Annotated in this window: 21 protein-coding genes; all 21 read left to right on the top strand. The window is 71.6% G+C overall.

Translation table 11 applies throughout. The annotated features are described in order from the left end of the window. Positions 1-93 precede the first annotated feature (93 nt). The 21 genes from HDA31_RS27920 to nuoN all read left to right on the top strand — a co-directional run bounded on the left by HDA31_RS27920 (position 94) and on the right by nuoN (position 23,115). A complete protein-coding gene (locus HDA31_RS27920) occupies positions 94-942 on the top strand; it encodes a helix-turn-helix domain-containing protein (protein ID WP_178062970.1) in 849 nt (282 codons plus the stop codon). A gap of 7 nt (positions 943-949) precedes the next feature. After that, entirely contained in the window at positions 950-1,144 is a 195-nt protein-coding gene (locus tag HDA31_RS27915; RefSeq protein ID WP_178062971.1) for a DUF397 domain-containing protein, read from the top strand. Positions 1,145-1,346: 202 nt separating this feature from the next. After that, on the top strand, positions 1,347-2,537 hold the full coding sequence (gene mqnC, locus HDA31_RS27910) for a cyclic dehypoxanthinyl futalosine synthase (protein ID WP_178062972.1): 1,191 nt from the start codon (positions 1,347-1,349) through the stop codon (positions 2,535-2,537). Positions 2,538-3,046: 509 nt separating this feature from the next. Continuing rightward, positions 3,047-4,282 (top strand): cell wall anchor protein, encoded by a 1,236-nt coding sequence (locus HDA31_RS27905; RefSeq protein WP_074475437.1) that lies wholly within the window; start codon positions 3,047-3,049, stop codon positions 4,280-4,282. A 104-nt stretch (positions 4,283-4,386) separates the two neighbouring features. After that, the gene (locus tag HDA31_RS27900; RefSeq protein WP_074475436.1) at positions 4,387-5,100 is read left to right on the top strand and encodes a demethylmenaquinone methyltransferase; all 714 of its coding nucleotides are present in this window, start codon (positions 4,387-4,389) and stop codon (positions 5,098-5,100) included. A gap of 65 nt (positions 5,101-5,165) precedes the next feature. Then, positions 5,166-5,417, top strand: coding sequence for a hypothetical protein (locus HDA31_RS27895; protein ID WP_178062973.1), 252 nt, complete (start codon positions 5,166-5,168; stop codon positions 5,415-5,417). Positions 5,418-5,550: 133 nt separating this feature from the next. Then, positions 5,551-6,825, top strand: a complete 1,275-nt coding sequence (locus tag HDA31_RS27890) for a geranylgeranyl reductase family protein (protein ID WP_074475434.1) — start codon at positions 5,551-5,553, stop codon at positions 6,823-6,825. Positions 6,826-6,961: 136 nt separating this feature from the next. Next, positions 6,962-7,327, top strand: coding sequence for an NADH-quinone oxidoreductase subunit A (locus tag HDA31_RS27885; RefSeq protein WP_043961418.1), 366 nt, complete (start codon positions 6,962-6,964; stop codon positions 7,325-7,327). 14 nt (positions 7,328-7,341) lie between these two features. Further along, on the top strand, positions 7,342-8,019 hold the full coding sequence (locus HDA31_RS27880) for a NuoB/complex I 20 kDa subunit family protein (RefSeq protein WP_007074124.1): 678 nt from the start codon (positions 7,342-7,344) through the stop codon (positions 8,017-8,019). Beyond that, positions 8,016-8,753 carry an NADH-quinone oxidoreductase subunit C gene (locus tag HDA31_RS27875; protein WP_074475433.1) on the top strand — a complete coding sequence of 246 codons (738 nt, stop codon included), beginning with the start codon at positions 8,016-8,018 and terminating at the stop codon, positions 8,751-8,753. Before HDA31_RS27880 ends, HDA31_RS27875 begins: the two co-directional genes overlap by 4 nt. Beyond that, positions 8,750-10,075, top strand: a complete 1,326-nt coding sequence (locus tag HDA31_RS27870; RefSeq protein ID WP_178062974.1) for an NADH-quinone oxidoreductase subunit D — start codon at positions 8,750-8,752, stop codon at positions 10,073-10,075. The genes HDA31_RS27875 and HDA31_RS27870 overlap by 4 nt, the downstream gene beginning before the upstream one ends. A gap of 52 nt (positions 10,076-10,127) precedes the next feature. After that, a complete protein-coding gene (nuoE, locus tag HDA31_RS27865) occupies positions 10,128-11,126 on the top strand; it encodes an NADH-quinone oxidoreductase subunit NuoE (protein WP_178062975.1) in 999 nt (332 codons plus the stop codon). Continuing rightward, positions 11,123-12,439, top strand: coding sequence for an NADH-quinone oxidoreductase subunit NuoF (gene nuoF, locus HDA31_RS27860; RefSeq protein ID WP_043961427.1), 1,317 nt, complete (start codon positions 11,123-11,125; stop codon positions 12,437-12,439). The genes nuoE and nuoF overlap by 4 nt, the downstream gene beginning before the upstream one ends. Continuing rightward, entirely contained in the window at positions 12,439-14,940 is a 2,502-nt protein-coding gene (locus HDA31_RS27855) for an NADH-quinone oxidoreductase subunit G (protein ID WP_178062976.1), read from the top strand. Before nuoF ends, HDA31_RS27855 begins: the two co-directional genes overlap by 1 nt. Beyond that, positions 14,937-16,289, top strand: a complete 1,353-nt coding sequence (gene nuoH / locus HDA31_RS27850) for an NADH-quinone oxidoreductase subunit NuoH (RefSeq protein WP_178062977.1) — start codon at positions 14,937-14,939, stop codon at positions 16,287-16,289. Before HDA31_RS27855 ends, nuoH begins: the two co-directional genes overlap by 4 nt. Position 16,290: 1 nt before the next feature. Continuing rightward, positions 16,291-16,932, top strand: a complete 642-nt coding sequence (gene nuoI / locus HDA31_RS27845; RefSeq protein WP_074475428.1) for an NADH-quinone oxidoreductase subunit NuoI — start codon at positions 16,291-16,293, stop codon at positions 16,930-16,932. Next, entirely contained in the window at positions 16,929-17,699 is a 771-nt protein-coding gene (locus HDA31_RS27840) for an NADH-quinone oxidoreductase subunit J (protein WP_178062978.1), read from the top strand. The genes nuoI and HDA31_RS27840 overlap by 4 nt, the downstream gene beginning before the upstream one ends. Further along, a complete protein-coding gene (gene nuoK, locus HDA31_RS27835; RefSeq protein WP_007074133.1) occupies positions 17,696-17,995 on the top strand; it encodes an NADH-quinone oxidoreductase subunit NuoK in 300 nt (99 codons plus the stop codon). The genes HDA31_RS27840 and nuoK overlap by 4 nt, the downstream gene beginning before the upstream one ends. Positions 17,996-18,021: 26 nt before the next feature. Continuing rightward, positions 18,022-19,965, top strand: a complete 1,944-nt coding sequence (gene nuoL / locus HDA31_RS27830; protein WP_178067032.1) for an NADH-quinone oxidoreductase subunit L — start codon at positions 18,022-18,024, stop codon at positions 19,963-19,965. Positions 19,966-20,029: 64 nt separating this feature from the next. Continuing rightward, the gene (locus tag HDA31_RS27825; protein WP_043961437.1) at positions 20,030-21,565 is read left to right on the top strand and encodes an NADH-quinone oxidoreductase subunit M; all 1,536 of its coding nucleotides are present in this window, start codon (positions 20,030-20,032) and stop codon (positions 21,563-21,565) included. Further along, complete coding sequence (nuoN, locus tag HDA31_RS27820) at positions 21,562-23,115, top strand: NADH-quinone oxidoreductase subunit NuoN (protein ID WP_074475425.1); 1,554 nt, start codon at positions 21,562-21,564, stop codon at positions 23,113-23,115. The genes HDA31_RS27825 and nuoN overlap by 4 nt, the downstream gene beginning before the upstream one ends. Position 23,116: the final 1 nt, after the last annotated feature.

Here is a 23,116-nt window from a genome sequence, read left to right as displayed (position 1 = left end):
GCCATAGTTGCTTTCTAGCTGCCTGGAGTCAATACTCAATGCCACGGCGCGTGTCGTCAGAGTGACGGCCGGCGGGGTGGTGGAGGGGACGGCATGGCCAAGGCGAATCTGCCGACGGTCGTCGGGCGTGGGCTCGGCGGCGAGCTGCGCGAACTGCGGAAGGCGCGCGGGTTGCCGCTGCGGCAGGTGGCGACCCGGCTGGACTGGCAGGCGTCCAAGCTGTCCCGGATGGAGACCGGCATCCAGGGCATCCAGGCCGCCGACGTCGCCTCGCTGCTGGTGATCTACGGCATCACCGGGGAGGAGCGCAAGCGGCTGCTCGCCATGGCCGAGCGGTCGGCCGAGACCGGCTGGTGGGAGGCGATCGGCGGGCTGTCCGACGAGTCGCGCACGCTGATCCGGCTGGAGGCCGAGGCGGTCGGCATCGTGAACTGGGAGCCGCTGCTGGTGCCAGGTCTGTTGCAGACCCCGGACTACGCCCACGCCGTGATGGTCGGCTGCGGGGTGCCGCCCGCAGACGCGCAGGGGCGGGTGGCGGCCCGGCTGGGCCGGCAGGCGATCCTGAGCCGCCCCAACCCGCCCGCGCTCCACGCGTTGCTCGACGAGGCGGTGTTGCGCCGGGCGCTCGGCGGCCCCCGGGTGATGGCCCGGCAGCTCCGGCACCTGGTCGAGGCGGCCGAGCGGCCGACGGTGACGCTGCGGGTGGTGCCGCTGGCGGCTGGCGCGCACACCGGCCTGGACGGCTCGTTCGCGCTCTTCGACTTCCCGCGCAACCGGTCGGTGGTCTATCTCGACCACAAGCTGACCGGGTTGTTCCTGGAGGAGGCCGCGCAGGTGGCGCACTTCCGGCGGGAGGCGGATAGGCTGGCCGAGGCGGCGTTGAGCCCCGTCGATTCGGTGGCGCTCGTCGCGCGTTACGCGGCGGAGCACGAGCGAGAGTGAGCCGAGGATGACCACCCCCGAGCTGTCCGGCGCGACCTGGCGCAAGTCGACCCGCAGCGGATCCAACGCCAACTGCGTGGAGGTGGCGGAGACGGCGCGGGCGGTGGGCGTACGCGACTCGAAGGACCCGGCCGGGCCGGTGCTGGCCTTCGACCGGCGGGCCTGGACCGCCTTCGTAGCCGGCCTGCCGGGCCGGGCCTGACCGGCGGGCGACGGCCCCGGCCGCCGCGCCGGTGGCGGAACCCCCCGGAACTTGGACAGTTGCTGTCGGGAGCTGACAGGAATTGTCCAACATCGGCGTGGGTCGGCGACAGCGCCAGCGGCGGGGCGGCGGGGTGCGGAACGCGTCACGGCGGCGCGCTCCCCTGCGGCCCTGGACGGCTGTCCGGCGTACGCTCGGAGGCGTGACGGTGAGCCGGGAGATCGACGACATCCTGCAACGCGGCGCGGACGGCGGGCGGATCACGCCCGAGGAGGCCCTGCTGCTCTACACCGAGGCGCCCTTCCACGCCCTCGGTGAGGCGGCCGACGCGGTGCGTCGGCGGCGCTACCCCGACAACATCGTCACCTACCTGATCGACCGCAACATCAACTACACGAACGTCTGCGTGACGGCGTGCAAGTTCTGCGCCTTCTACCGTGCGCCCAAGCACAAGGAGGGGTGGACCCACCCGACCGAGGAGATCCTGCGCCGCTGCGGCGAGGCGGTCGAGCTGGGCGCGACCCAGGTCATGCTCCAGGGCGGCCACCACCCCGACTACGGCGTGGAGTACTACGAGGAGCTGTTCTCCTCGGTCAAGCAGGCGTACCCGCAGCTCGCCATCCACTCCATCGGGCCGAGCGAGATCCTGCACATGGCCAAGGTCTCCGGCGTGAGCCTCGACGAGGCGATCGCGCGGATCAAGGCGGCCGGGCTCGACTCGATCGCCGGGGCCGGCGCGGAGATGCTGCCGGACCGGCCGCGTAGGGCGATCGCCCCGCTCAAGGAGTCCGGCGCGCGCTGGCTGGAGGTCATGGAGCTGGCCCACCGGCAGGGCCTGGAGTCGACCGCCACGATGATGATGGGCACCGGCGAGACGGCCGCCGAGCGGATCGAGCACCTGCGGATGATCCGCGACGTGCAGGACCGCACCAGGGGCTTCCGGGCGTTCATCCCGTGGACGTACCAGCCGGAGAACAACCACCTCAAGGGGCGCACCCAGGCGACGACGCTGGAATACCTGCGCCTGGTCGCGGTCTCCCGGCTCTTCTTCGAGACGGTGCCGCACCTTCAGGCGTCCTGGCTGACCACCGGCAAGGACGTCGGCCAGCTCGCCCTGCACATGGGCGTGGACGACCTCGGCTCGATCATGCTGGAGGAGAACGTGATCTCCTCGGCGGGCGCGCGGCACCGGTCCAACCTGCACGAGCTGATCGGCATGATCCGGTCGGCGGACCGCATCCCCGCCCAGCGGGACACCCTCTACCGCCGGCTCGCGGTGCACCACACCCCGGCCGACGACCCGACCGACGACCGGGTGGTCTCGCACTTCTCCTCGATCGCGCTGCCGGGCGGCGGGGTCGGGAAGACCCTGCCGCTGGTCGACGCCCGCTGACGGGAGGCGATCCCCGGGCCGCACCCGACCGTGACGCACGGTGTCGACGGCGGTCCCGTAGCGTGACCGCCCGAAAGTCCCGTGACCTGTCGTCGGGAGGCCATTAGTGGTCGCCGTTCGGGGGACGCGCCTGGTTGCGGGCCCGCCCCACAAGCGGCGAATCCCGACAATCCCTGAAGGTGACCGAACGTATGGTCCGGGCATCGTCGGCGCGGGGGGTGGCGGCGTCGCCCAGCGGCCGATAACGTGCGGCGCGCACCCTCCGACGCAGGTCGGAGCGGGTCGGCCGAGGTGGAACGGCCGGCGGGCCACATCCTCCATCGGCCCATGAGGGCCGTTCACATAACGCACCGCAGCGAGGGCGGGATGGGCGACCATCCCGCCCTCACTGTCGGTACGGGCCGTGGTCGAAGCGGTGAACAACCCGTGCCGCCGCTGGCGCGAACGATCTACCTCGGATAACGTCCGCTCGATTCCGCAACCTCCCTCTTTCCTGTCTCGGGGGATCAATGACCTCGTTCCACCGTTCGGCGCTGGCCCGTGTCGGCGCCGCGGCGCTGCTGGCCGCCGGTGGCCTCGCCACCGCCGCCGCCCCGGCGCAGGCGGCCGACCAGGCCGACCTGGCGCTCGTCCCGCTCAGCCAGAACCTGGCCCGGGGCGTGCAGGCGGCCAAGGCCAAGCCCTTCAAGTTCACCGTCGACAACACCCGCAGCTCGGCCGTGGCCCGCGACGTCCGGGTCACCGTGGAGACGAAGGGGCTGACCCAGCGGGTCGGCTTCGTCGTCCCGCAGGGCTGCGACGTCGCCGGCACCACGTTCACCTGCCTGCTCGGCGACCTGGCCGGGGGCACCACCGAGGACTTCGGCATCCCGCTGTTCAGCACGGGCCTTCGGGGCAAGGGCGGCTCGCTGAAGGTGACGATCACCTCGGCGACCGCCGACCCGAACGCCGACGACAACTCCGAGACCGTCGACATCACCGTGACCCGCCCCGGCTACGACCTCACCTCCTGGGTGCAGGACGGGTACGCCAACGTCGTGGTCGACGGCGCGCAGAACAGCGAGCCGGACCTCAAGCCGATCCCGCGCGGCGGCACCGCCCCGCTGGACTGGGCGGTCTACAACGACGGCAGCCGCCGGGCGACGGGCATCTTCTACATGCTCACCCTGCCGGCGAAGGTCAGCTTCGCGAAGCTCCCCGACAACTGCGTCGAGCAGGAGATCGGCGGGCTGGCCCAGGCGCTCTGCGAGGACGCGGGCGCGGTGGTGAAGCCGGGCGAGTACTACACCGACGACGTGCAGGTGAAGGTCGCCGAGGACGCGGCCGAGCCGGTCCTGCGCCCGGGCGAGCTGTTCGCGTACGGGCTGGACGGGGCGGAGGGCGAGCCCGAGGAGGAGCCGCGCGTCGCCTCCTCGGCGCAGCGTCGCGCCTTCGCCGAGACGGACGAGGTCGACAACCAGGCCGTCTTCGACGTGTTCGTGGACCTGTCGGCCCAGCCCACCCCCACGCCCACCCCGACCGGTGAGCCGAGCGCCACGCCGACCGCGTCGCCCTCCGGCGGGCCGGGCGTCACCCCCTCGCCGAGCGACGGCGGTGGCGGCGGGCTGCCGGTGACCGGTGTGCAGGCCGGCCTGATCGGTGGCGTCGGCGCGGCCGTGCTGCTGGCCGGCGGCGTGCTGCTCATGCTGGCCCGCCGCCGCCGGGTGGTGCTGGTCACGCCGGGCGACGAGAAGTCGACCGACTGACCCGGGGCACGACAGCCGGTCAGCGACCGGGCGCGACGGTACGGGCGGGGTGGGCGACCACCCCGCCCGTACCGCGTCCGGGCGGCGGCTGGCAGAGTGGAGGGGTGAGCCGTACCCCGCAGGGCCAGCGCGCCAGCCTGGACAAGCAGCCGCACGAGGTCGCCGCGATGTTCGACGGGGTGGCGGCCCGCTACGACCTGACCAACACGGTCCTCTCCTTCGGGCAGGACCGCTCGTGGCGGCGGGCCACCCGGGCGGCCCTGGGGCTCGGCCCCGGCGACCGGGTGCTGGACGTGGGCGCGGGCACCGGCGTCTCCACGGAGGAGCTGTCCCAGCCCGGCGCGTACGCGGTCGGCGTCGACCTCTCCCTCGGCATGCTGCACGCCGGCAAGCGGTCCCGCCCGACGGTGCCGCTGCTGGCCGGTGACGCGCTGCGGCTGCCCTTCGCCGACGCCAGCTTCGACGCGGTGACCATCTCCTTCGCGCTGCGCAACGTGTCGGACACCGACGCCGCGCTGCGCGAGCTGGCCCGGGTCACCCGGCCCGGCGGCCGGCTGGTGGTCTGCGAGTTCAGCACCCCGGTCAACCCCGCCTTCCGGACGGTCTACCTGTCGTACCTGATGCGGTCGTTGCCGGCGGTGGCCCGCACGGTGGCGAGCAACCCGGAGGCGTACGTCTACCTGGCCGAGTCGATCCGGGCGTGGCCGGACCAGCCGGCCCTGGCCGGGCGGATCGGCGCGACCGGCTGGGAGCGGGTGGCGTGGCGCAACCTCACGGGCGGCGTCGTGGCGCTGCACCGCGCGACCCGCCGCGCCTGACCCGAGTCGCCCACACCTTTACCAATTGTGGGGAAATAGTCCACTTTGCCGCTTAGGCTCGCGGCATGACCGGAGCAGACCAGGCGGGCGGCGCGCCGCCCGACGACGACGCGGCGGAGCTGGTCGCGCAGCTCCGGGACCTCGCCGGGGCCGATCCCGCCGACGTGCGTCGCGTGGTCGCCGAGGTGCTGGCCGCGCTCGACCGGGTGGCCGGCGGCGCGCTGCGCGAACACCTGCCCGAGTCGATCCGGGCCGACGCCGGACTGGACGCCGTAGCCGATGCCGGGCCGAACGCCACCGTTCCCGTCCCGCGCTGACGACCGAAGTGGACCTTGGTGGCCCTCACCTCGGCAAGTTAGGGCCACCTAACCAGGCGCGCGTGTCACGTCGGTCATAGACTCCACCCGACTGGCTTGTGAAGCATTTCACGAGCATGGGGAGGAGGCGCAGATGACCGCGGTGGAGAACGACGCCGACGTGATCGTCGTGGGCGCCGGTCCCGGTGGCTCGGCGACGGCGTACCACCTGGCGCGGCACGGCGTCCGGGTGCTGCTGCTGGAGAAGACCGAGTTCCCCCGGGAGAAGGTCTGCGGCGACGGGCTGACCCCGCGCGCGGTCCGGCAGCTCATCCGGATGGGCGTGGACACCTCGACCGAGGCGGGCTGGCTGCACAACCGGGGCCTGCGGGTGATCGGCGGCGGCGTCCGGCTGGAGCTGGACTGGCCCGACCTGGCCAGCTTCCCCAACTACGGGCTGGTCCGCACCCGGCTCGACTTCGACGACCTGCTCGCCCAGCGCGCCGTCTCGGCCGGGGCGAAGCTGCGCACCAGCGTCAACGTCACCGGCCCGGTGCTCGACGCCGACGACCGGGTGATCGGCGTGGTGGCCGAGGTCGGCCCGGAGAAGGAGCCCGCCACCTTCCGCGCGCCGCTGGTGGTCGCGGCCGACGGCGTCTCCGGCCGCTTCCCGCTCGCCCTCGGGCTGGCCAAGCGCGAGGACCGGCCGATCGGCGTGGCCGTCCGGCGCTACTACCGCTCGCCCGCCAAGCACGACGACGACTACCTGGAGTCGTGGCTGGAGCTGCGCGGCAAGGGCAACGGCGAGCTGCTGCCCGGCTACGGCTGGATCTTCGGCCTCGGCGACGGGCGGGTCAACGCCGGCCTGGGCATCCTCAACTCCTCCACCGCCTTCGGCAAGACCAACTACCGGCGGCTGCTCACCGACTGGCTGGCCAACACCCCCGAGGAGTGGGGGCTGACCGACGAGACGAACGCCGAGGGGCCGATCCTCGGCGCGGCGCTGCCGATGGGCTTCAACCGGGTGCCGCACTACACCCGGGGCGTCCTGCTGGTCGGCGACTCCGGCGGCATGGTCAACCCGTTCAACGGCGAGGGCATCGCCTACGCGATGGAGTCCGGCGAGCTGGCCGCCGAGGTCGCGGTGCAGGCCCTCGCCCGGCCGGCCGGCGCCGAGCGGGAGCGGGCGCTACAGGCCTACCCGCAGGAGCTGAAGGCCCGCTTCGGCGGCTACTACCGGCTCGGCGGCATCTTCGTGAAGCTGATCGGCCGTCCGGAGATCATGCGGGTCGCCACGAAGCACGGCATGCCGCACCCCGCCCTCATGCGCTTCGTGCTCAAGCTGCTGGCCAACCTGACCGACCCGCGCGGCGGGGACGCCATGGACCGGGTCATCAACGCGATGACGAAGGCGGCACCCGCCGTGTGAGCCGTCGAGGCCGAGGTCGACGAGGACACCGGCCAGGCAGAGATCGACCCCCGCCGACAGCCGTCGTGAGGGACGTGAATAGTGTGATTTTGGCCCACCACCGCCGAGGGCAGGGAAGGACGAGCAGGAGACCACGATGACGCTCTCGCCTTACGCACCCATTATCGGGCTGTTCGCCCTCGCCGCGGCGTTCTCGCTGTTCTCCGTGGCCGCCGCCCGCTTCGCCGGCCCGCGCCGGTACAACAAGGCCAAGCTCGAGGCGTACGAGTGCGGCATCGAGCCCAGCCCGCAGCCCGTCGGGGGCGGCCGGTTCCCGATCAAGTTCTACCTGACGGCGATGCTCTTCATCGTCTTCGACATCGAGATCATCTTCCTCTACCCCTGGGCGGTCTCGTTCGACGCCCTGCCGATCTTCGGCTTCGTGGAGATGGTCCTGTTCATCGTCGCGGTCTTCGTCGCGTACGCCTACGTGTGGCGGCGCGGCGGCCTGGACTGGGACTGAGGGAGGTACGTCAGATGGGTATCGAGGAGAAGCTTCCCGCCGGCGTCCTGCTCACCTCCGTGGAGAAGCTGGTCAACTGGTCGCGGAAGTCGTCCGTCTGGGGCGCCACCTTCGGCCTGGCCTGCTGCGCCATCGAGATGATGGCCGCCGGTGGCCCGCACTACGACATGGGCCGCTGGGGCATGGAGGTGTTCCGCGCCTCGCCCCGCCAGGCGGACCTGATGATCGTCGCCGGCCGGGTGAGCCAGAAGATGGCCCCGGTCCTGCGCCAGATCTACGACCAGATGGCCGAGCCCCGCTGGGTGCTCTCGATGGGCGTCTGCGCCAGCAGCGGCGGCATGTTCAACAACTACGCCATCGTGCAGGGCGTCGACCACATCGTCCCGGTCGACATGTACCTCCCGGGCTGCCCGCCCCGGCCGGAGATGCTCATCGACGCGATCCTCAAGCTCCGCGAGAAGATCATGTATGAGCCGCTGGGCCCGAACGGCCGCAAGATGCTCCAGGCCCGCCAGGAGCGCGGCGACGTCCCCGTCGTGCCGTACGGCTCGATGCCCTCGTCGTACCGCAACGACAAGGCCCGCCGCGCCGAGTGGACCCGGGCGGTCCGCGAGGGGCGCGAGGAGCAGCTGCGGATCGAGAACTGGATGAACGCGCAGAACCACCTCCACCCGCACGGGGGCCCGAAGTGACCGCACCGAACGACAGGAACAGCACCGGCGGCCTGCCCGTGCCGGTGACGCCGGCCGGTGCCAGCAGCGGCGCGCCGGCCGAGCACCCGCCGTCGAGCCCGGCCGGGCGCGGCATGTTCGGCACCCACGGCACCGGCGACGTCTCCGGCTTCGGCGGCCTGGTCCGCCGGCAGCAGCCGATCGAGGAGACCCCCCGGCCGTACGGGGGCTACTTCGACGAGGTCCGCGACGCGCTGGAGGAGGCGTACCCGGACTTCGGCGACGCGATCGAGAAGGTCGTGGTCGACCGGGGCGAGCTGACCCTGCACGTGCGCCCGGAGCGCATCGCCGAGGTCTGCCAGGTGCTGCGCGACGACCTCGCCCTCCGCTTCGAGCTGTGCTCCTCGGTGTCCGGCGTGGACTACCTGGGCGCGGACGAGCGCCGGCTGCACGTGGTCTACCAGCTCACCTCCATGACCTACCGCCGCCGGCTGCGGCTGGAGGCCGCGGTCTCCGTCGAGGCCCCGCACCTGCCGAGCGTCACCGCCGTCTACCCGACCGCCGACTGGCAGGAGCGGGAGGCGTACGACATGTTCGGCATCGTCTTCGACGGCCACCCCAACCTGACCCGGATCCTCATGCCGGACGACTGGGAGGGGCACCCGCAGCGCAAGGACTACCCGCTCGGCGGCGTGCCCGTCGAGTACAAGGGCGCGGAGATCCCGCCGCCGGACCGTAGGAGGTCCTACCAGTGACGACGTCGAACTACGCCACCGAGCGTGAGACGACCGAGGGCAAGGTCTTCACCGTCACCGGTGGGGACTGGGACCAGGTGGTCTCCGGCACGGACCCGATCAACGACGAGCGGATCGTCGTCAACATGGGTCCGCAGCACCCGTCGACGCACGGCGTGCTCCGGCTGATCCTGGAGCTGGAGGGCGAGACCGTCCGGGAGGCCCGGTCGGTCGTCGGCTACCTGCACACGGGCATCGAGAAGAACCTCGAATACCGCAACTGGGTGCAGGGTTCGACGTTCGTGACCCGGATGGACTACCTCTCCCCGATCTTCAACGAGACGGCCTACAGCCTCGCGGTGGAGAAGCTGCTCGGCATCACCGACGACGTGACCGAGCGGGCCACCACGATCCGGGTCCTGATGATGGAGCTCAACCGGATCTCGTCGCACCTGGTCTGGCTGGCCACCACCGGCATGGAGCTGGGCGCGATCTCGATCATGCTGTACGGCTTCCGCGAGCGGGAGTACATCCTCGACATCTTCGAGACCATCACCGGCCTGCGGATGAACCACGCGTACGTCCGGCCGGGCGGCGTGGCGCAGGACGTCCCGGACGACGCGATCCGCAAGATCCGCGACTTCCTGAAGATGATGCCGAAGAAGCTCAAGGAGTACGAGGACCTCCTCTCCGGCCAGCCGATCTGGACCGAGCGCACCAAGCAGGTGGCGGTGCTCGACGTGACGGGCTGCCTGGCGCTGGGCGTCACCGGCCCGGTGCTGCGCTCCGCCGGCCTCGCCTGGGACCTGCGCAAGACGATGCCCTACTGCGGCTACGAGTCCTACGAGTTCGACGTGCCCACCCACCCGGACGGCGACGTCTGGGGCCGCTACCTGGTGCGGGTCGCCGAGATCCGGGAGTCGCTGAAGCTCGTCGAGCAGGCGCTCGACCGGCTCAAGCCGGGCCCGGTGATGGTGGCCGACCGCAAGATCGCCTGGCCGGCGCAGCTCGCCATCGGCGTCGACGGCATGGGCAACTCGCTGGAGCACGTCGCCAAGATCATGGGTCAGTCGATGGAGTCCCTGATCCACCACTTCAAGCTCGTCACCGAGGGCTTCCGGGTCCCGCCCGGCCAGGTGTACGTGGGCATCGAGTCGCCCCGGGGCGAGCTGGGCGTGCACGCGGTCTCCGACGGCGGCACCCGGCCCTACCGGGTGCACTACCGGGAGCCGAGCTTCGTCAACCTCCAGGCCCTCCCGGCGATGGCCGAGGGCGGCCTGATCGCCGACGTGATCGCCGGCGGCGCCTCGCTGGACCCCGTGATGGGTGGGTGTGACAGGTGAGCGCGAGGAGTGAGCTTGCGAGCCCCGCAGTCGCGAACGGAAGGCGGCTCTGATGACGACGACTTTCACTGACGAGACGCGGGAGCGGGCGCGCGAGATCATCGCCCGCTACCCGGCCGACCGGTCCCGGTCGGCGCTGCTGCCGCTGCTGCACCTGGTGCAGTCGGAGGAGGGGTACGTCTCCCCGGCCGGCGTCGAGTTCTGCGCCGAGGTGCTCGGCCTGAACAAGGCCCAGGTCGGCGCGGTCGCCACCTTCTACACGATGTACAAGCGCCGGCCGACCGGTGACTACCTGGTCAGCGTCTGTACCAACACCATGTGCAACGTGCTGGGCGGGCAGGAGGTCTACGACACCCTCGCCGAGCACCTGGGCGTCGGGCACGACGAGACCACCGCCGACGGCAAGGTCACCCTGGAGCACGCCGAGTGCCTCGCGGCCTGCGACTACGGCCCCGTCATGACGGTCAACTACGACTTCTTCGACGGCGTCGACCCGCAGACCGCGGTCGGGGTGGTCGAGGAGCTGCGGGCCGGCGGCCGGCCGATGCCGACCCGGGGCGCGCGGCTCTGCACGCTGAAGGAGATGTCGGTGCAGCTCGCCGGCTTCGCCGACGAGCGCGAGGGCGCGGTCGCCGACGGCGGCCCGGGCGAGCCCACCCTGCGGGGCCTGCGGCTGGCCGAGCAGCACGGCATCTCGGTGCCGGGCTACGACCCGAACACCCCGATCCGGAGCAAGGCCGAGGCCGACCGGGCCGCCGCCGAGGCCAAGGCGAAGGCGGATGCCGAGAAGGCGAAGGCCGAGGCCGAGAAGGCCGCCGCCGAGGCGAAGGCCCAGGCCGCGAAGCCGGCTCCGGCAGCCGAGCCCGAGCCCGCGCCGGCCGCGCCCGGGGTGGCGGTGCCGGTCGACGGGGCGCCCCCGGTCCCGCGCGACGCCCAGCAGGCCCAGGCCGCGGGCGCCGCCGCGAACCCGCCGGCCGGCGACCGCAAGCCCGCCGGCGACGACGCCGAAGCCCAGGAGCGCTCCCTCAAGGAAGCGGAGGCCCAGCAGTGACGACTCCCCGGCCGGAGACCCTGGCCAAGCTCACCCCCGTGCTCACCAAGCGTTGGCTGTCGCCGGACGCCTGGCGGATCGGCACCTACGAGAAGCTCGACGGCTACGCCGCCCTGCGCAAGGCGCTCAAGGCGCACCCGGACGACCTGATCCAGCTCATCAAGGACTCCGGGCTGCGTGGTCGCGGCGGCGCGGGCTTCCCGACCGGCCTGAAGTGGGGCTTCATCCCGCAGGGCGACGGCAAGCCGCACTACCTGGTGGTCAACGCCGACGAGGGCGAGCCGGGCACCTGCAAGGACCTGCCGCTGATGACCCACGACCCGCACTCGCTGGTCGAGGGCGTGATCATCGGGTCGTACGCGATCCGGGCCAGCCGGGCGTACATCTACATCCGGGGCGAGGCGGTGCACGCCGCGCGCCGGCTGCGCAGCGCCGTCCAGGAGGCGTACGCCAAGGGCTACCTCGGGCGCAACATCCTCGGCTCCGGGTTCGACCTGGACCTGGTGGTGCACTCGGGCGCGGGGGCGTACATCTGCGGCGAGGAGACCGCGCTGCTGGACTCGCTGGAGGGCTTCCGGGGCCAGCCGCGGCTGCGCCCGCCGTTCCCGGCGACCCACGGCCTGTACGCCAGCCCCACCGTGGTCAACAACGTCGGCACCATCGCCAGCGTGCCGTACATCGTGCTCGGCGGGGCCGACTGGTGGAAGACCATGGGCACGGAGAAGTCGTCCGGGCCGATGATCTACTCGCTCTCCGGCCGGGTCGCCAACCCCGGCCAGTACGAGTGCACGATGGGCGTCACGCTGCGCGAGCTGCTGGAGCTGGCCGGCGGGATGCAGCCGGGCCACAACCTGCGGTTCTGGACCCCGGGCGGCTCGTCCACCCCGCTGCTCACCGCCGAGCACCTGGACGTGCCGCTGGACTTCGAGGGGGTGGCGGCGGCCGGCTCGATCCTGGGCACCACGGCCACCCAGCTCTTCTCCGACCAGGACTGCCCGGTCTACGCGACGTACCGGTGGCTGGAGTTCTACCACCACGAGTCGTGCGGCAAGTGCACCCCGTGCCGCGAGGGCAACTACTGGATGGTCCGGGTCTACCGGCGGATCCTCGCCGGCCAGGGCACCCACGAGGACCTGGACACCCTGCTCGACACCTGCGACAACATCCTCGGCCGCTCGTTCTGCGGCCTGGGTGACGGTGCGACCAGCTCGGTGACCTCGTCGCTGAAGTACTTCAAGCAGGACTACCTCGACTACATCGAGGGACGTACCGCGCCGAAGCTGTCGGACAAGCAGCTGGTGGGAGCGCACTGATGACCGACGTAGCCAAGCAGACCGAGACCGTCACGCTCACCATCGACGGCGTCGAGGTCACCGCACCCAAGGGCGCGCTGCTGATCCGGGTCGCCGAGCAGCTGGGCACCGAGATCCCGCGCTTCTGCGACCACCCGCTGCTGGCCCCGGCCGGCGCGTGCCGGCAGTGCCTGGTCGAGGTGGAGGGCCAGCGCAAGCCGGTGGCCTCCTGCACCCAGACCGTCGCCGAGGGCATGGTGGTGCGCACCCAGCTCACCTCGCCGGTCGCCAAGAAGGCGCAGGAGGGGGTCATGGAGCTGCTGCTCATGAACCACCCCCTCGACTGCCCGATGTGTGACAAGGGCGGCGAGTGCCCGCTACAGAACCAGGCGATGTCCACCGGCCGCACGGACTCCCGGTTCCACGAGCACAAGCGGGAATACCCCAAGCCGTTGCCGATCAGCACCCAGGTGCTGCTCGACCGCGAGCGCTGCGTGCTCTGCCAGCGCTGCACCCGGTTCTCCGAGGAGATCGCGGGCGACAAGTTCATCGACCTGATGGGCCGGTCGTCCGCCGAGGAGATCAACATCTACCGGGACGAGGAGTACGGCGCGGAGGCCGGCGAGGACAGCGGCGACGTCCCGTTCAACTCCTACTTCTCCGGCAACACCGTGCAGATCTGCCCGGTGGGCGCGCTGACCGGCGCGCAGTACCGGTTCCGGGCCCGCCCGTTCGACCTGGTCTCCAGCCCCAGCGTCTGCGAGCACTGCTCGGCCGGCTGCGCCCAGCGCACCGACTGGCGGCGCGGCAAGGTGCTGCGCCGGCTGGCCGGCGACGACCCGCAGGTCAACGAGGAGTGGAACTGCGACAAGGGCCGCTGGGGCTTCCAGTACACCCGCGCGTTCGACCGGATCACCAACCCGCTCGTGCGCGACGCCGAGACCGGTGAGCTGCGCGAGGCGTCGTGGAGCGAGGCGCTGACCGTCGCCGCCGAGGGGCTGGCCGCGGCCCGGGACTCCGCCCGGGGCACGGCGGTGCTGACCGGCGGCCGGCTCACCGTCGAGGACGCCTACGCGTACGCGAAGTTCGCCCGGGTCGCCCTGCGCACCAACGACATCGACTTCCGGGCCCGGCCGGTCTCCCGCGAGGAGTCCGACTTCCTGGCCAGCTCGGTCGCCGGGCGCACCGACGTCACCTACGCGGACGTGGAGAACGCCCCCGCCGTGGTGCTCGTCGGCCTGGAGCCGGAGGAGGAGTGCCCGATCCTCTTCCTGCGGCTGCGCAAGGCGTACCTGAAGAAGAAGCTGACGGTGTACGCGATCGCGCCGTTCGCCACCCGCGGCCTGGAGAAGCTCGGGGCCAAGCTGGCCCGGGTGGTGCCGGGCGAGGAGGCGAGCGTGCTCGCCGAGCACGCCACGGTGGCCGAGGCGCTGAGCACCCCCGGCGCGATCCTGATCGTCGGCGAGCGGCTGGGCGAGGTGCCCGGCGGCCTGTCGGCGGCGGCGGACGTGGCCCGGCGTACGGGCGCGAAGCTGGCCTGGGTGCCGCGGCGCGCGGGCGACCGGGGCGCGGTCGACGCGGGCTGCCTGCCCAACCTGCTCCCCGGCGGCCGTCCGGTCACCGAGCCGGCCGCGCGGGCCGAGCTGGGCGAGGCGTGGGACATCCCGGCCGGCGTGATCCCGAGCCAGGCCGGCCGGGACACCGACGCCATCCTCGCGGCGGCGGCGGGCGACCAGCTCGGCGCGCTGGTGGTGGCCGGCGTCGACCCGGCCGACCTGGCCGACCCCCGGCTGGCCGAGCAGGCCCTCGACGCGGTGCCGTTCCTGGTCAGCCTGGAGCTGCGGATGAGCGCGGTGGCCCGCCGGGCCGACGTGGTCCTCCCGGTCGCCCCGGTGGTCGAGAAGGCCGGCAGCTTCCTGGACTGGGAGGGTCGCCTGCGGCCCTTCGAGGCGGTCCTGCGCACCGCCGCGATGACCGACGGCCGGGTGCTCGACGCCCTCGCCGCGCTGCTCGACGTGCAGCTCGGCACCGGCGACGTGCTCAGCGTCCGCCGCGAGCTGGGCAGCCTGCCGCCGACCCGGGCCGACCGGCCGTCCACGCCGTCGGTGCAGCCGGCCACGGTGCCGCAGCCCGGCGCCGGGGAGGCCGTGCTGGCCACCTGGCACCAGCTCGTCGACCTGGGCAGCCTGACCGACGGCGACGAGCACCTCGGCGGCACGGCCCGCCCGCCGGTGGCCCGGCTGGGCAAGGGCACCGCGGAGGCCCTCGGCGTCGCCGACGGCGACCCGGTGACGGTGGGCACCGACCGTGGGGCGATCACCCTGCCGGCGGCGATCACCGAGATGCCCGACGGCGTCGTCTGGCTGCCGACCAACTCACCCGGCTCCACCGTCCGGCGCGGCCTCGGCGCGACGTCCGGCACGGTGGTACGGATCAGCGCGCCCGCCGCGACCGCCCCGGTCGCCGCCGACGTCGCCGGCCGCCCGGGTCCCCTCCTCAACTCCGGGGGTGTTTCCCAGTGAACGCGGTCTACCTCGCGCAGGACCCGACGCTGGCCGACTTCGGCAAGGACCCGTGGTGGCTGGTCCTGATCAAGGTTCTGTTCGCCTTCGTCTTCGGCCTGCTGGCCACGCTGCTCGGCGTCTGGTTCGAGCGGCGGGTCGTCGGCTACATGCAGGTACGGCCCGGCCCCAACCAGGTCGGCCCGTTCGGCCTGCTCCAGACCCTCGCCGACGGCCTGAAGATGGCCTTCAAGGAGGACATCCTCCCGAAGGCGGCGGACAAGGTCGTCTACTTCTTCGCGCCGGTCATCTCGGTGGTCTGCGCGGTCACCGCGCTGTCGGTGATCCCGTTCGGCCCGATGGTGAGCATCTTCGGTCACCGGACGCCGTTGCAGGTCACCGACGTGCCGGTGGCGGTGCTGGTGCTGCTGGCCTGCTCGTCGCTGGCCGTCTACGGCATCGTGCTCGGCGGCTGGGCCTCCGGCTCGACGTACCCGCTGCTCGGCGGCCTGCGCTCCAGCGCCCAGATGATCTCCTACGAGGTCGCGATGGGGCTGAGCATCGTGGCGGTGTTCATGACCGCCGGGACGATGTCGACCAGCGGGATCGTCGCCGCCCAGGGCGACGCCACCCGGTTCACCGTCGCCGGCGTCGAGGTGCCGGCCCCCGGCTGGTACGCGATCCTGCTGCTGCCGAGCTTCATCATCTTCTTCATCGCCACCGTCGGTGAGACCAACCGGGCGCCGTTCGACCTCCCCGAGGCCGAGTCGGAGCTGGTCGCCGGCTTCATGACGGAATACAGCTCGCTGAAGTTCGCGCTCTTCATGCTCAGCGAGTACGTGGCGATGGTGACCATGTCCGCGGTCACCACGACGCTGTTCCTCGGCGGCTGGCGGGCCCCCTGGCCGATCACGCTGTGGGCGGACGCCAACACCGGCTGGTGGCCGATGCTCTGGTTCTTCGGCAAGGTGCTGGCGCTGGTCTTCGTCTTCGTCTGGCTGCGGGGCACCCTGCCCCGGCTCCGCTACGACCAGTTCATGCGGTTCGGCTGGAAGGTGCTGCTGCCGATCAACCTGGTCTGGATCCTGGTCCTGGCCGGCCTGCGCTCGATCGAGGGCTGGCAGACCCGGGACCGGCTGCTCGCCACGGGCCTCGGCGCGGGCGTGCTGCTGCTGGTGACGCTGCTGTGGCCGAGCCGCAAGAAGGAGCCGCAGCCGACGCTCCAGGAGCAGGCCAACAGCCGTCCGCACGGCAGCTTCCCGCTGCCACCGATGGACCTGCAAGTGCCACCGAGCCCGCGCACCAAGCGCGTGGTCGCCGAGCGGGAGCCGGCCAACGTCGCCGCCGGCTCGGACTCCAGGGAGGTGTGACGTGGGCGCGATCACCGGAACGTTCAAGGGCTTCGGGGTCACCTTCTCGCACATGTTCAGGAAGGTCGTCACGACCGACTACCCGTTCAAGCCGCCGGTCTCGGCGCCGCGCTACCACGGGCGGCACATCCTCAACCGGCACCCGGACGGCCTGGAGAAGTGCATCGGCTGCGAGCTGTGCGCCTGGGCCTGCCCGGCCGACGCGATCTACGTCGAGGGCGGGGACAACACCGAGGAGAACCGGCTGTCCCCGGGTGAGCGGCACGCGTCGATCTACCAGATCAACTACGCCCGCTGCATCTTCTGCGGGCTCTGCATCGAGGCCTGCCCGACCCGGTCGCTCACCATGAGCAACGAGTACGAGCTGGCCCGGGACAACCGGCAGGACCTGATCTTCACGAAGGAGCAGCTGCTCGCGCCGCTGCTGCCGGGCATGGAGCAGCCGCCGCACCCGATGCGGCTCGGCGACAGCGAGAAGGACTACTACGTCGGCGCGCTGAGCAACCCGGGCACCTCCGCCGGGGCCGAGCACGCGGCGAACAGCCCCGGTCGCTACCAGGTCGAGGAGCACCCCGGGGTGACCTTCCCCGGCGCCGAGCAGCAGGCCCAGCGGGCGGCGGCGGGCAAGGGGGACGAGGCATGACCACGCAGACGGTGCTCGCCGCGGCGGGCGGGGTCTCCGGCGGCGAGGAGGTCACCTTCTGGATCCTCGCCCCGTTGGCGCTGCTCGGCGCGATCGGCATGATCGCGGCCCGCAACGCCGTGCACTCGGCGCTCTGGCTGGTGCTGACGATGCTCTGCCTGGGCGTGTTCTACGTCCTCCAGGCCGGGCCGTTCATCGGCATGGTGCAGATCATCGTCTACACCGGCGCGATCATGATGCTCTTCCTGTTCGTGCTGATGCTGGTCGGCCGGGACTCCTCGGACTCGCTGATCGAGACCCTGCGCGGCCAGCGGATCGCCGCCGTGGTGCTCGGCCTCGGCTTCGCCGGCCTGGTCGGCGGCGGCCTCTACCGGGGCCTCGGCGGCGTCTCGGCGGTCGGCCTGGAGCAGGCCAACGCCGAGGGCAACGTGCAGGGCATCGCCCGGCTGCTGTTCACCAAGTACGTCTTCGCCTTCGAGCTGACCTCGGCGCTGCTGATCACGGCGGCGGTCGGCGCGATGGTGCTGGCGCACATCGAGCGGCGTCGGGAGGACAAGATGGACCAGATCGCCACCATGAAGGCCCGCTTCGCCCCGGGCAACTACCCCGGCCCGAAGCCCGGCCCGGGTGTCTTCGCCACCTCGTCCTCGGTGGCCACGCCGGCCCGCCTGCCCGACGGCCGGCTGACCGAGCGCAGCATCCCGGAGATCCTGCCGGCCCGGGAGATGACCGCCGAGGAGACCACGTTGAAGGGGACGGACCGGTGACCCCGGACTACTATCTCGTGCTCGCCGCGGTGCTGTTCACCATCGGTGCGGTGGGGGTGCTCGTCCGCCGGAACGCGATCGTGCTGTTCATGTGCGTCGAGCTGATGCTGAACGCGGCCAACCTGACCCTGGTCACCTTCAGCCGGATCAACGGTGACCTGAACGGCCAGATCATGTCGTTCTTCGTGATGGTGGTGGCCGCGGCGGAGGTCGTGGTCGGCCTCGCGATCATCATGTCCATCTTCCGGACCCGGCGCTCGGCCAGCGTCGACGACGCCAACCTGCTGAAGTACTAAGGGGCCCTGCGGTGGGAACGATTCTGATGAACGCCCCGGCTGAGCCGGCAGGTGAAGTCGCCTACGCTGCGGCGAGCGGCCTGCTGGGCAGCTTCTGGCTGCTGGTGGCGATCCCGCTGGCCAGCGCGGCGGTCCTGCTGCTGCTGGGTCGGCGGGCCGACCGGTGGGGGCACTGGCTCGGGGTGGCCGCGATCGGGGCCGCCTTCGTGCTCGGCCTGACCTACTTCTTCCAGCTCCGCGGCCTGGAGAACAAGTCGGCGGAGCTGAGCCTCTGGGACTTCATCGCCGTCGGTGACCTGCACGTGGACTTCGGCCTGCTGTTCGACCCGCTGGCCGCGGTCTTCGTCCTGCTGATCACCGGGGTGGGCTTCCTGATCCACCTGTACGCGGTCGAGTACATGGCGCACGACGAGGGTCGGCGGCGGTTCTTCGCCTACTTCAACCTCTTCGTCGCCGCGATGCTCCTGCTGGTGCTCGGCAACAACTACGTGATGCTCTACTTCGGCTGGGAGGGCGTCGGCCTGGCGTCGTACCTGCTGATCTCCTTCTGGTACGGCCGGCCGAGCGCGGCCACCGCCGGCAAGAAGGCGTTCCTGATGAACCGGGTCGGCGACGCCGGCCTGGCCATCGGCATCTTCATCATGTTCGCCACCCTCGGCACCACGCAGTACGACGAGGTGTTCAACGGCGTCGGCTCGCTGACCGGCACCACGGTGCTGGTGCTCGGCCTGCTGCTGCTGCTCGGCGCGGCCGGCAAGTCCGGCCAGTTCCCGCTCCAGGCGTGGCTGCCGGACGCGATGGAGGGCCCGACCCCGGTGTCGGCGCTCATCCACGCCGCCACCATGGTCACCGCCGGCGTCTACCTGATCGCCCGGTCGAACCCGGTCTTCTCGGCCAACTCGACGCTCCAGCTCGTGGTGGTCAGCGTCGGCGCGCTGACCCTGCTGCTCGGCTGCATCATCGGCGCGGCCAAGGACGACATCAAGCGGGTGCTCGCCTGGTCGACGGTCAGCCAGATCGGCTACATGTTCCTCGGCGTCGGCCTCGGCGGCGGGGCGTACGCCCTGGCGATCATCCACCTGCTCGCGCACGGCTTCTTCAAGGCCAACATGTTCCTCGGCGCCGGCTCGGTCATGCACGGCATGAACGACCAGGTGGACATCCGCCGCTTCGGCGGGCTGTCGAAGTACATGAAGGTCACCTGGATCACGTTCATGATGGGCTGGCTGGCCATCATCGGCCTGCCGCCGCTGTCCGGCTACTTCTCCAAGGAGCCGATCATCGTCGCCGCCTTCACGCGCGACGACTGGACGGCGTGGCTGTTCGGCGGCGCGGCGCTGCTCGGCGCGGGGCTCACCGCGTTCTACATGACCCGGCTGTTCGTCCTCACCTTCCACGGCCCGAAGCGGTGGACCGAGGACATCGAGCACCCGCACGAGTCGCCGAAGCTGATGACGATCCCGCTGATCCTGCTGGCGATCGGCTCGGTGGTCGCCGGTGGCCTGATGGTGTGGAACGACGGCCTGGCCTCCTGGCTGACGCCGGTGCTGGGCGAGGCCGGCGAGGAGCACCACGCCGTGCTGTCGCACACGGTGATCACGATCCTGTCGCTGGTCGTCACGATCGCCGGGGCCGGGCTCGCCTGGTCGCTGTTCCGCAACGGCACGGCCACCGAGCCGCAGCCGGCGGGTGTGCTGGTCACCGCCGCCCGGCGCAACCTCTACACCGACGCCTTCAACGAGGCGGTCTTCGAGAAGCCGGGGATCTTCCTCACCCGGGCGCTGGTCTTCCTCGACAACCGGGGCGTCGACGGGCTGGTCAACGGCCTCGCCGCCGCCGTGGGCGGGGGCTCCGGCCGACTCCGGCGGCTGCAGACCGGCTTCGTCCGGTCGTACGCGACGTCCATCCTGACCGGCGCGCTGCTGGTGGTGGCGGCGTTCCTGGCCGTGCAGGCGGGGTGGCTGGCGTGATCGACCTCTCTACGGCCGCCCCCGCCGGCGGACCACGCAGTGACGACGGAGGTAAGGCCGCATAATGTCCAACTTCCCGTTCCTCTCGGTGCTGACCGTGGCGCCGCTGGTCGGCGCGCTGGTCGTGGCCGTCCTGCCGCGCCGCCGGCCGGAGCTGGCCAAGCAGGTGGCCTTCGGGTGGTCGCTGCTGGTGCTCGCCCTGTCCGTGGTCATGTGGCTGGCCTTCAAGACCGGCGGTGAGCGGCTCCAGTTCCGCGAGTCGTACACCTGGATCCCGCAGTGGGACGCCCGGTTCACCTTCGCCGCCGACGGCATCGCCCTGGTGATGCTGATGCTGATCGCGGTGCTGGTGCCGCTGGTCATCCTCGCGTCCTGGCACGACGCCGAGTCGTCGAAGCGCTCGATCCCGGTCTACTTCGCCCTGCTGCTCGTCCTCGAATCCACGATGATCGGCGTCTTCGCCGCCGCCGACGTCTTCCTGTTCTACGTGTTCTTCGAGGTCATGCTGGTGCCGATGTACTTCCTGATCGGCAGCTACGGCGGCCACCAGCGGCAGTACGCGGCCGTGAAGTTCTTCCTCTACTCGCTGGTCGGCGGCCTGTTCATGCTGGCCGCCGTGATCGGCCTGTGGGTCGTCGGCGGGAAGACCTTCGACTGGCAGGCGCTCACCCAGATCGACATCTCCACCGGGACCGAGCGCTGGCTGTTCCTCGGCTTCTTCCTCGCCTTCGCGATCAAGGCGCCGTTCTTCCCGTTCCACACCTGGCTGCCGGACGCCGGTGGGGCCGCCCCCGCCGGGGCCGCCGCGCTGCTCGTCGGCGTGCTGGACAAGGTGGGCACGTTCGGGATCCTGCGTTACTGCCTGCCGCTGTTCCCGGAGGCGTCGAAGTGGTTCGCCCCGTACGCGCTCGCGCTCGGGGTGATCGGCATCATCTACGCCGCGTTGCTGGCGGTCGGCCAGAACGACCTGAAGCGGCTGGTGTCGTACACCTCGATCGCGCACTTCGGGTTCATCGGGGTCGGCATCTTCGCCTTCACCACGCAGGCCGGCACGGGCGCGGTGCTCTACATGCTCAACCACGGCCTCGCCACCGGCCTGCTCTTCCTGGTGGTGGGCATGCTGGTGGCCCGGCGCGGCTCGGCCCTGATCAGCGACTTCGGCGGCGCGGGCAAGCTGGTGCCGCTGCTGGCCGGGGTGCTGTTCTTCGCCGGCCTGGCCTCGCTGGCCCTGCCCGGCACCGCGCCGTTCGTCTCCGAGTTCCTGGTGCTGATCGGCACCTTCACGGTGAACAAGCCGGTCGCGGTGATCGCCACGCTCGGCATCATCCTGGCCGCCGCGTACGTGCTGTGGATGGTGCAGCGGACGACCCAGGGCACCCTCAACCCGGCCCTGACCGAGGTCGAGCCGATGCGCCGCGACCTCAACCTGCGCGAGAAGGTCGTGGTCGCGCCGCTGATCGCGCTGATCGTGCTGCTCGGCTTCTATCCCAAGCCGGTCACCGATGTCATCAACCCCGCCGTCCGGGCCACCATGGAGGACGTCGGCAGGACCGATCCGGCCCCTGAGGTCGGCGGTGTCGTGCAGGAGGCCGCAAAGTGACCGAGCTCAAGCTGCCGTCGATCGACTACGCGGCGCTCGCTCCGATCCTGATCATGCTGGGCGCCGCCCTGCTGGGCGTGCTGGTCGAGGCCTTCGTGCCCCGCAAGCGCCGCCACCTCGTCCAGCTCTCGCTGGGGCTGCTCGCGGTGCTCGCCGCGCTGGTGATGGTGATCTTCAACGCCGACGACCGGCTGATCACCGCCGGCGGGGCGCTCGCCGTGGACGGGCCGACCCTGTTCCTCCAGGGCGCGATCCTGGTCCTCGCCGCCATGTCGCTGCTGCTCATGGGCGAGCGCTCGGTGGAGCGGGGCGGGGCGTTCGTCGCCCAGGCCGCCGTCACCGCCGAGTCGGCCGAGGACCGGCGGCAGGCCGAGGGCAGCAACGGGGCGACCGAGGTCTACCCGCTGGCCAGCTTCGCCATCGGCGGCATGCTGATCTTCGTGGCGGCGAACGACCTGCTGACCATGTTCATCGCCCTGGAGGTCTTCTCCCTGCCGCTCTACCTGCTCTGCGCGCTGGCCCGTCGCCGGCGGCTGCTGAGCCAGGAGGCGGCGATGAAGTACTTCCTGCTCGGCGCGTACGCCTCGGCGTTCTTCCTGTTCGGCGTGGCCCTGGTGTACGGCTTCACCTCCGGCATCCCGGGCCGCCCGGCCGGCGTCGACTTCGCCACCATCCACGCGGCGGTCACCGAGTCCCCGGCGAGCCAGGTGCTGCTCTTCGCCGGCATGGCGCTGCTCGCCATCGGCCTGCTGTTCAAGGCCGCCGCCGCCCCGTTCCACGTGTGGACCCCCGACGTCTACCAGGGCGCCCCGACGCCGGTCACCGGCTTCATGGCGGCCTGCACGAAGGTCGCCGCGTTCGGCGCCCTGCTGCGGGTCTTCCACGTGGCGTTCGCCGGGGCGGCGTGGGACTTCACCCCGGTCCTCGGCGCGGTGGCGGTGCTCACCATGCTGGTCGGCGCGGTGCTGGCGGTCACCCAGACCGACATCAAGCGGCTGCTGGCCTACTCGTCGATCGCCAACGCGGGCTACCTGCTGGTCGGCGTGCTCGCGCCGAGCCGGGACGGGCTCGCCGGCACGATGTTCTACCTGGCCGCGTACGGCTTCTCGGTGCTGGCCGCCTTCGCGGTGGTGACCCTGGTCCGCGACGCCGACGGGGAGGCCACCCACCTGTCCCGCTGGGCGGGGCTGGGGAAGCGGTCGCCGTTCTTCGCGGCGATCTTCACCTTCATCCTGCTGGCCTTCGCCGGCATCCCGCTCACCAGCGGCTTCATGAGCAAGTTCGCCGTCTTCGCCCCGGCCCTCGACGCCGACCAGGCGTGGCTGGTGGTGGCCGGCGTGCTGACGAGCATGGTGCTCGCGTTCCCGTACCTGCGGGTCGTGGTCATGATGTGGCTGTCCGAGCCGGGGGAGTCCACCCCGACGGTGATGGTGCCGGGCGGGCTGACCTCGGCGGCGCTCATGATCGGCGTGCTGGCCACGCTGGTGCTGGGCGTCGTGCCGGGCCCGCTGCTCGACCTCGCCAACGGTGCCGCCGAATTCGTGCGATGAC

The organism is Micromonospora carbonacea (assembly GCF_014205165.1).
Lineage (GTDB): Bacteria > Actinomycetota > Actinomycetes > Mycobacteriales > Micromonosporaceae > Micromonospora > Micromonospora carbonacea.
This window is presented reverse-complemented; position numbering and strand designations above follow the sequence as displayed.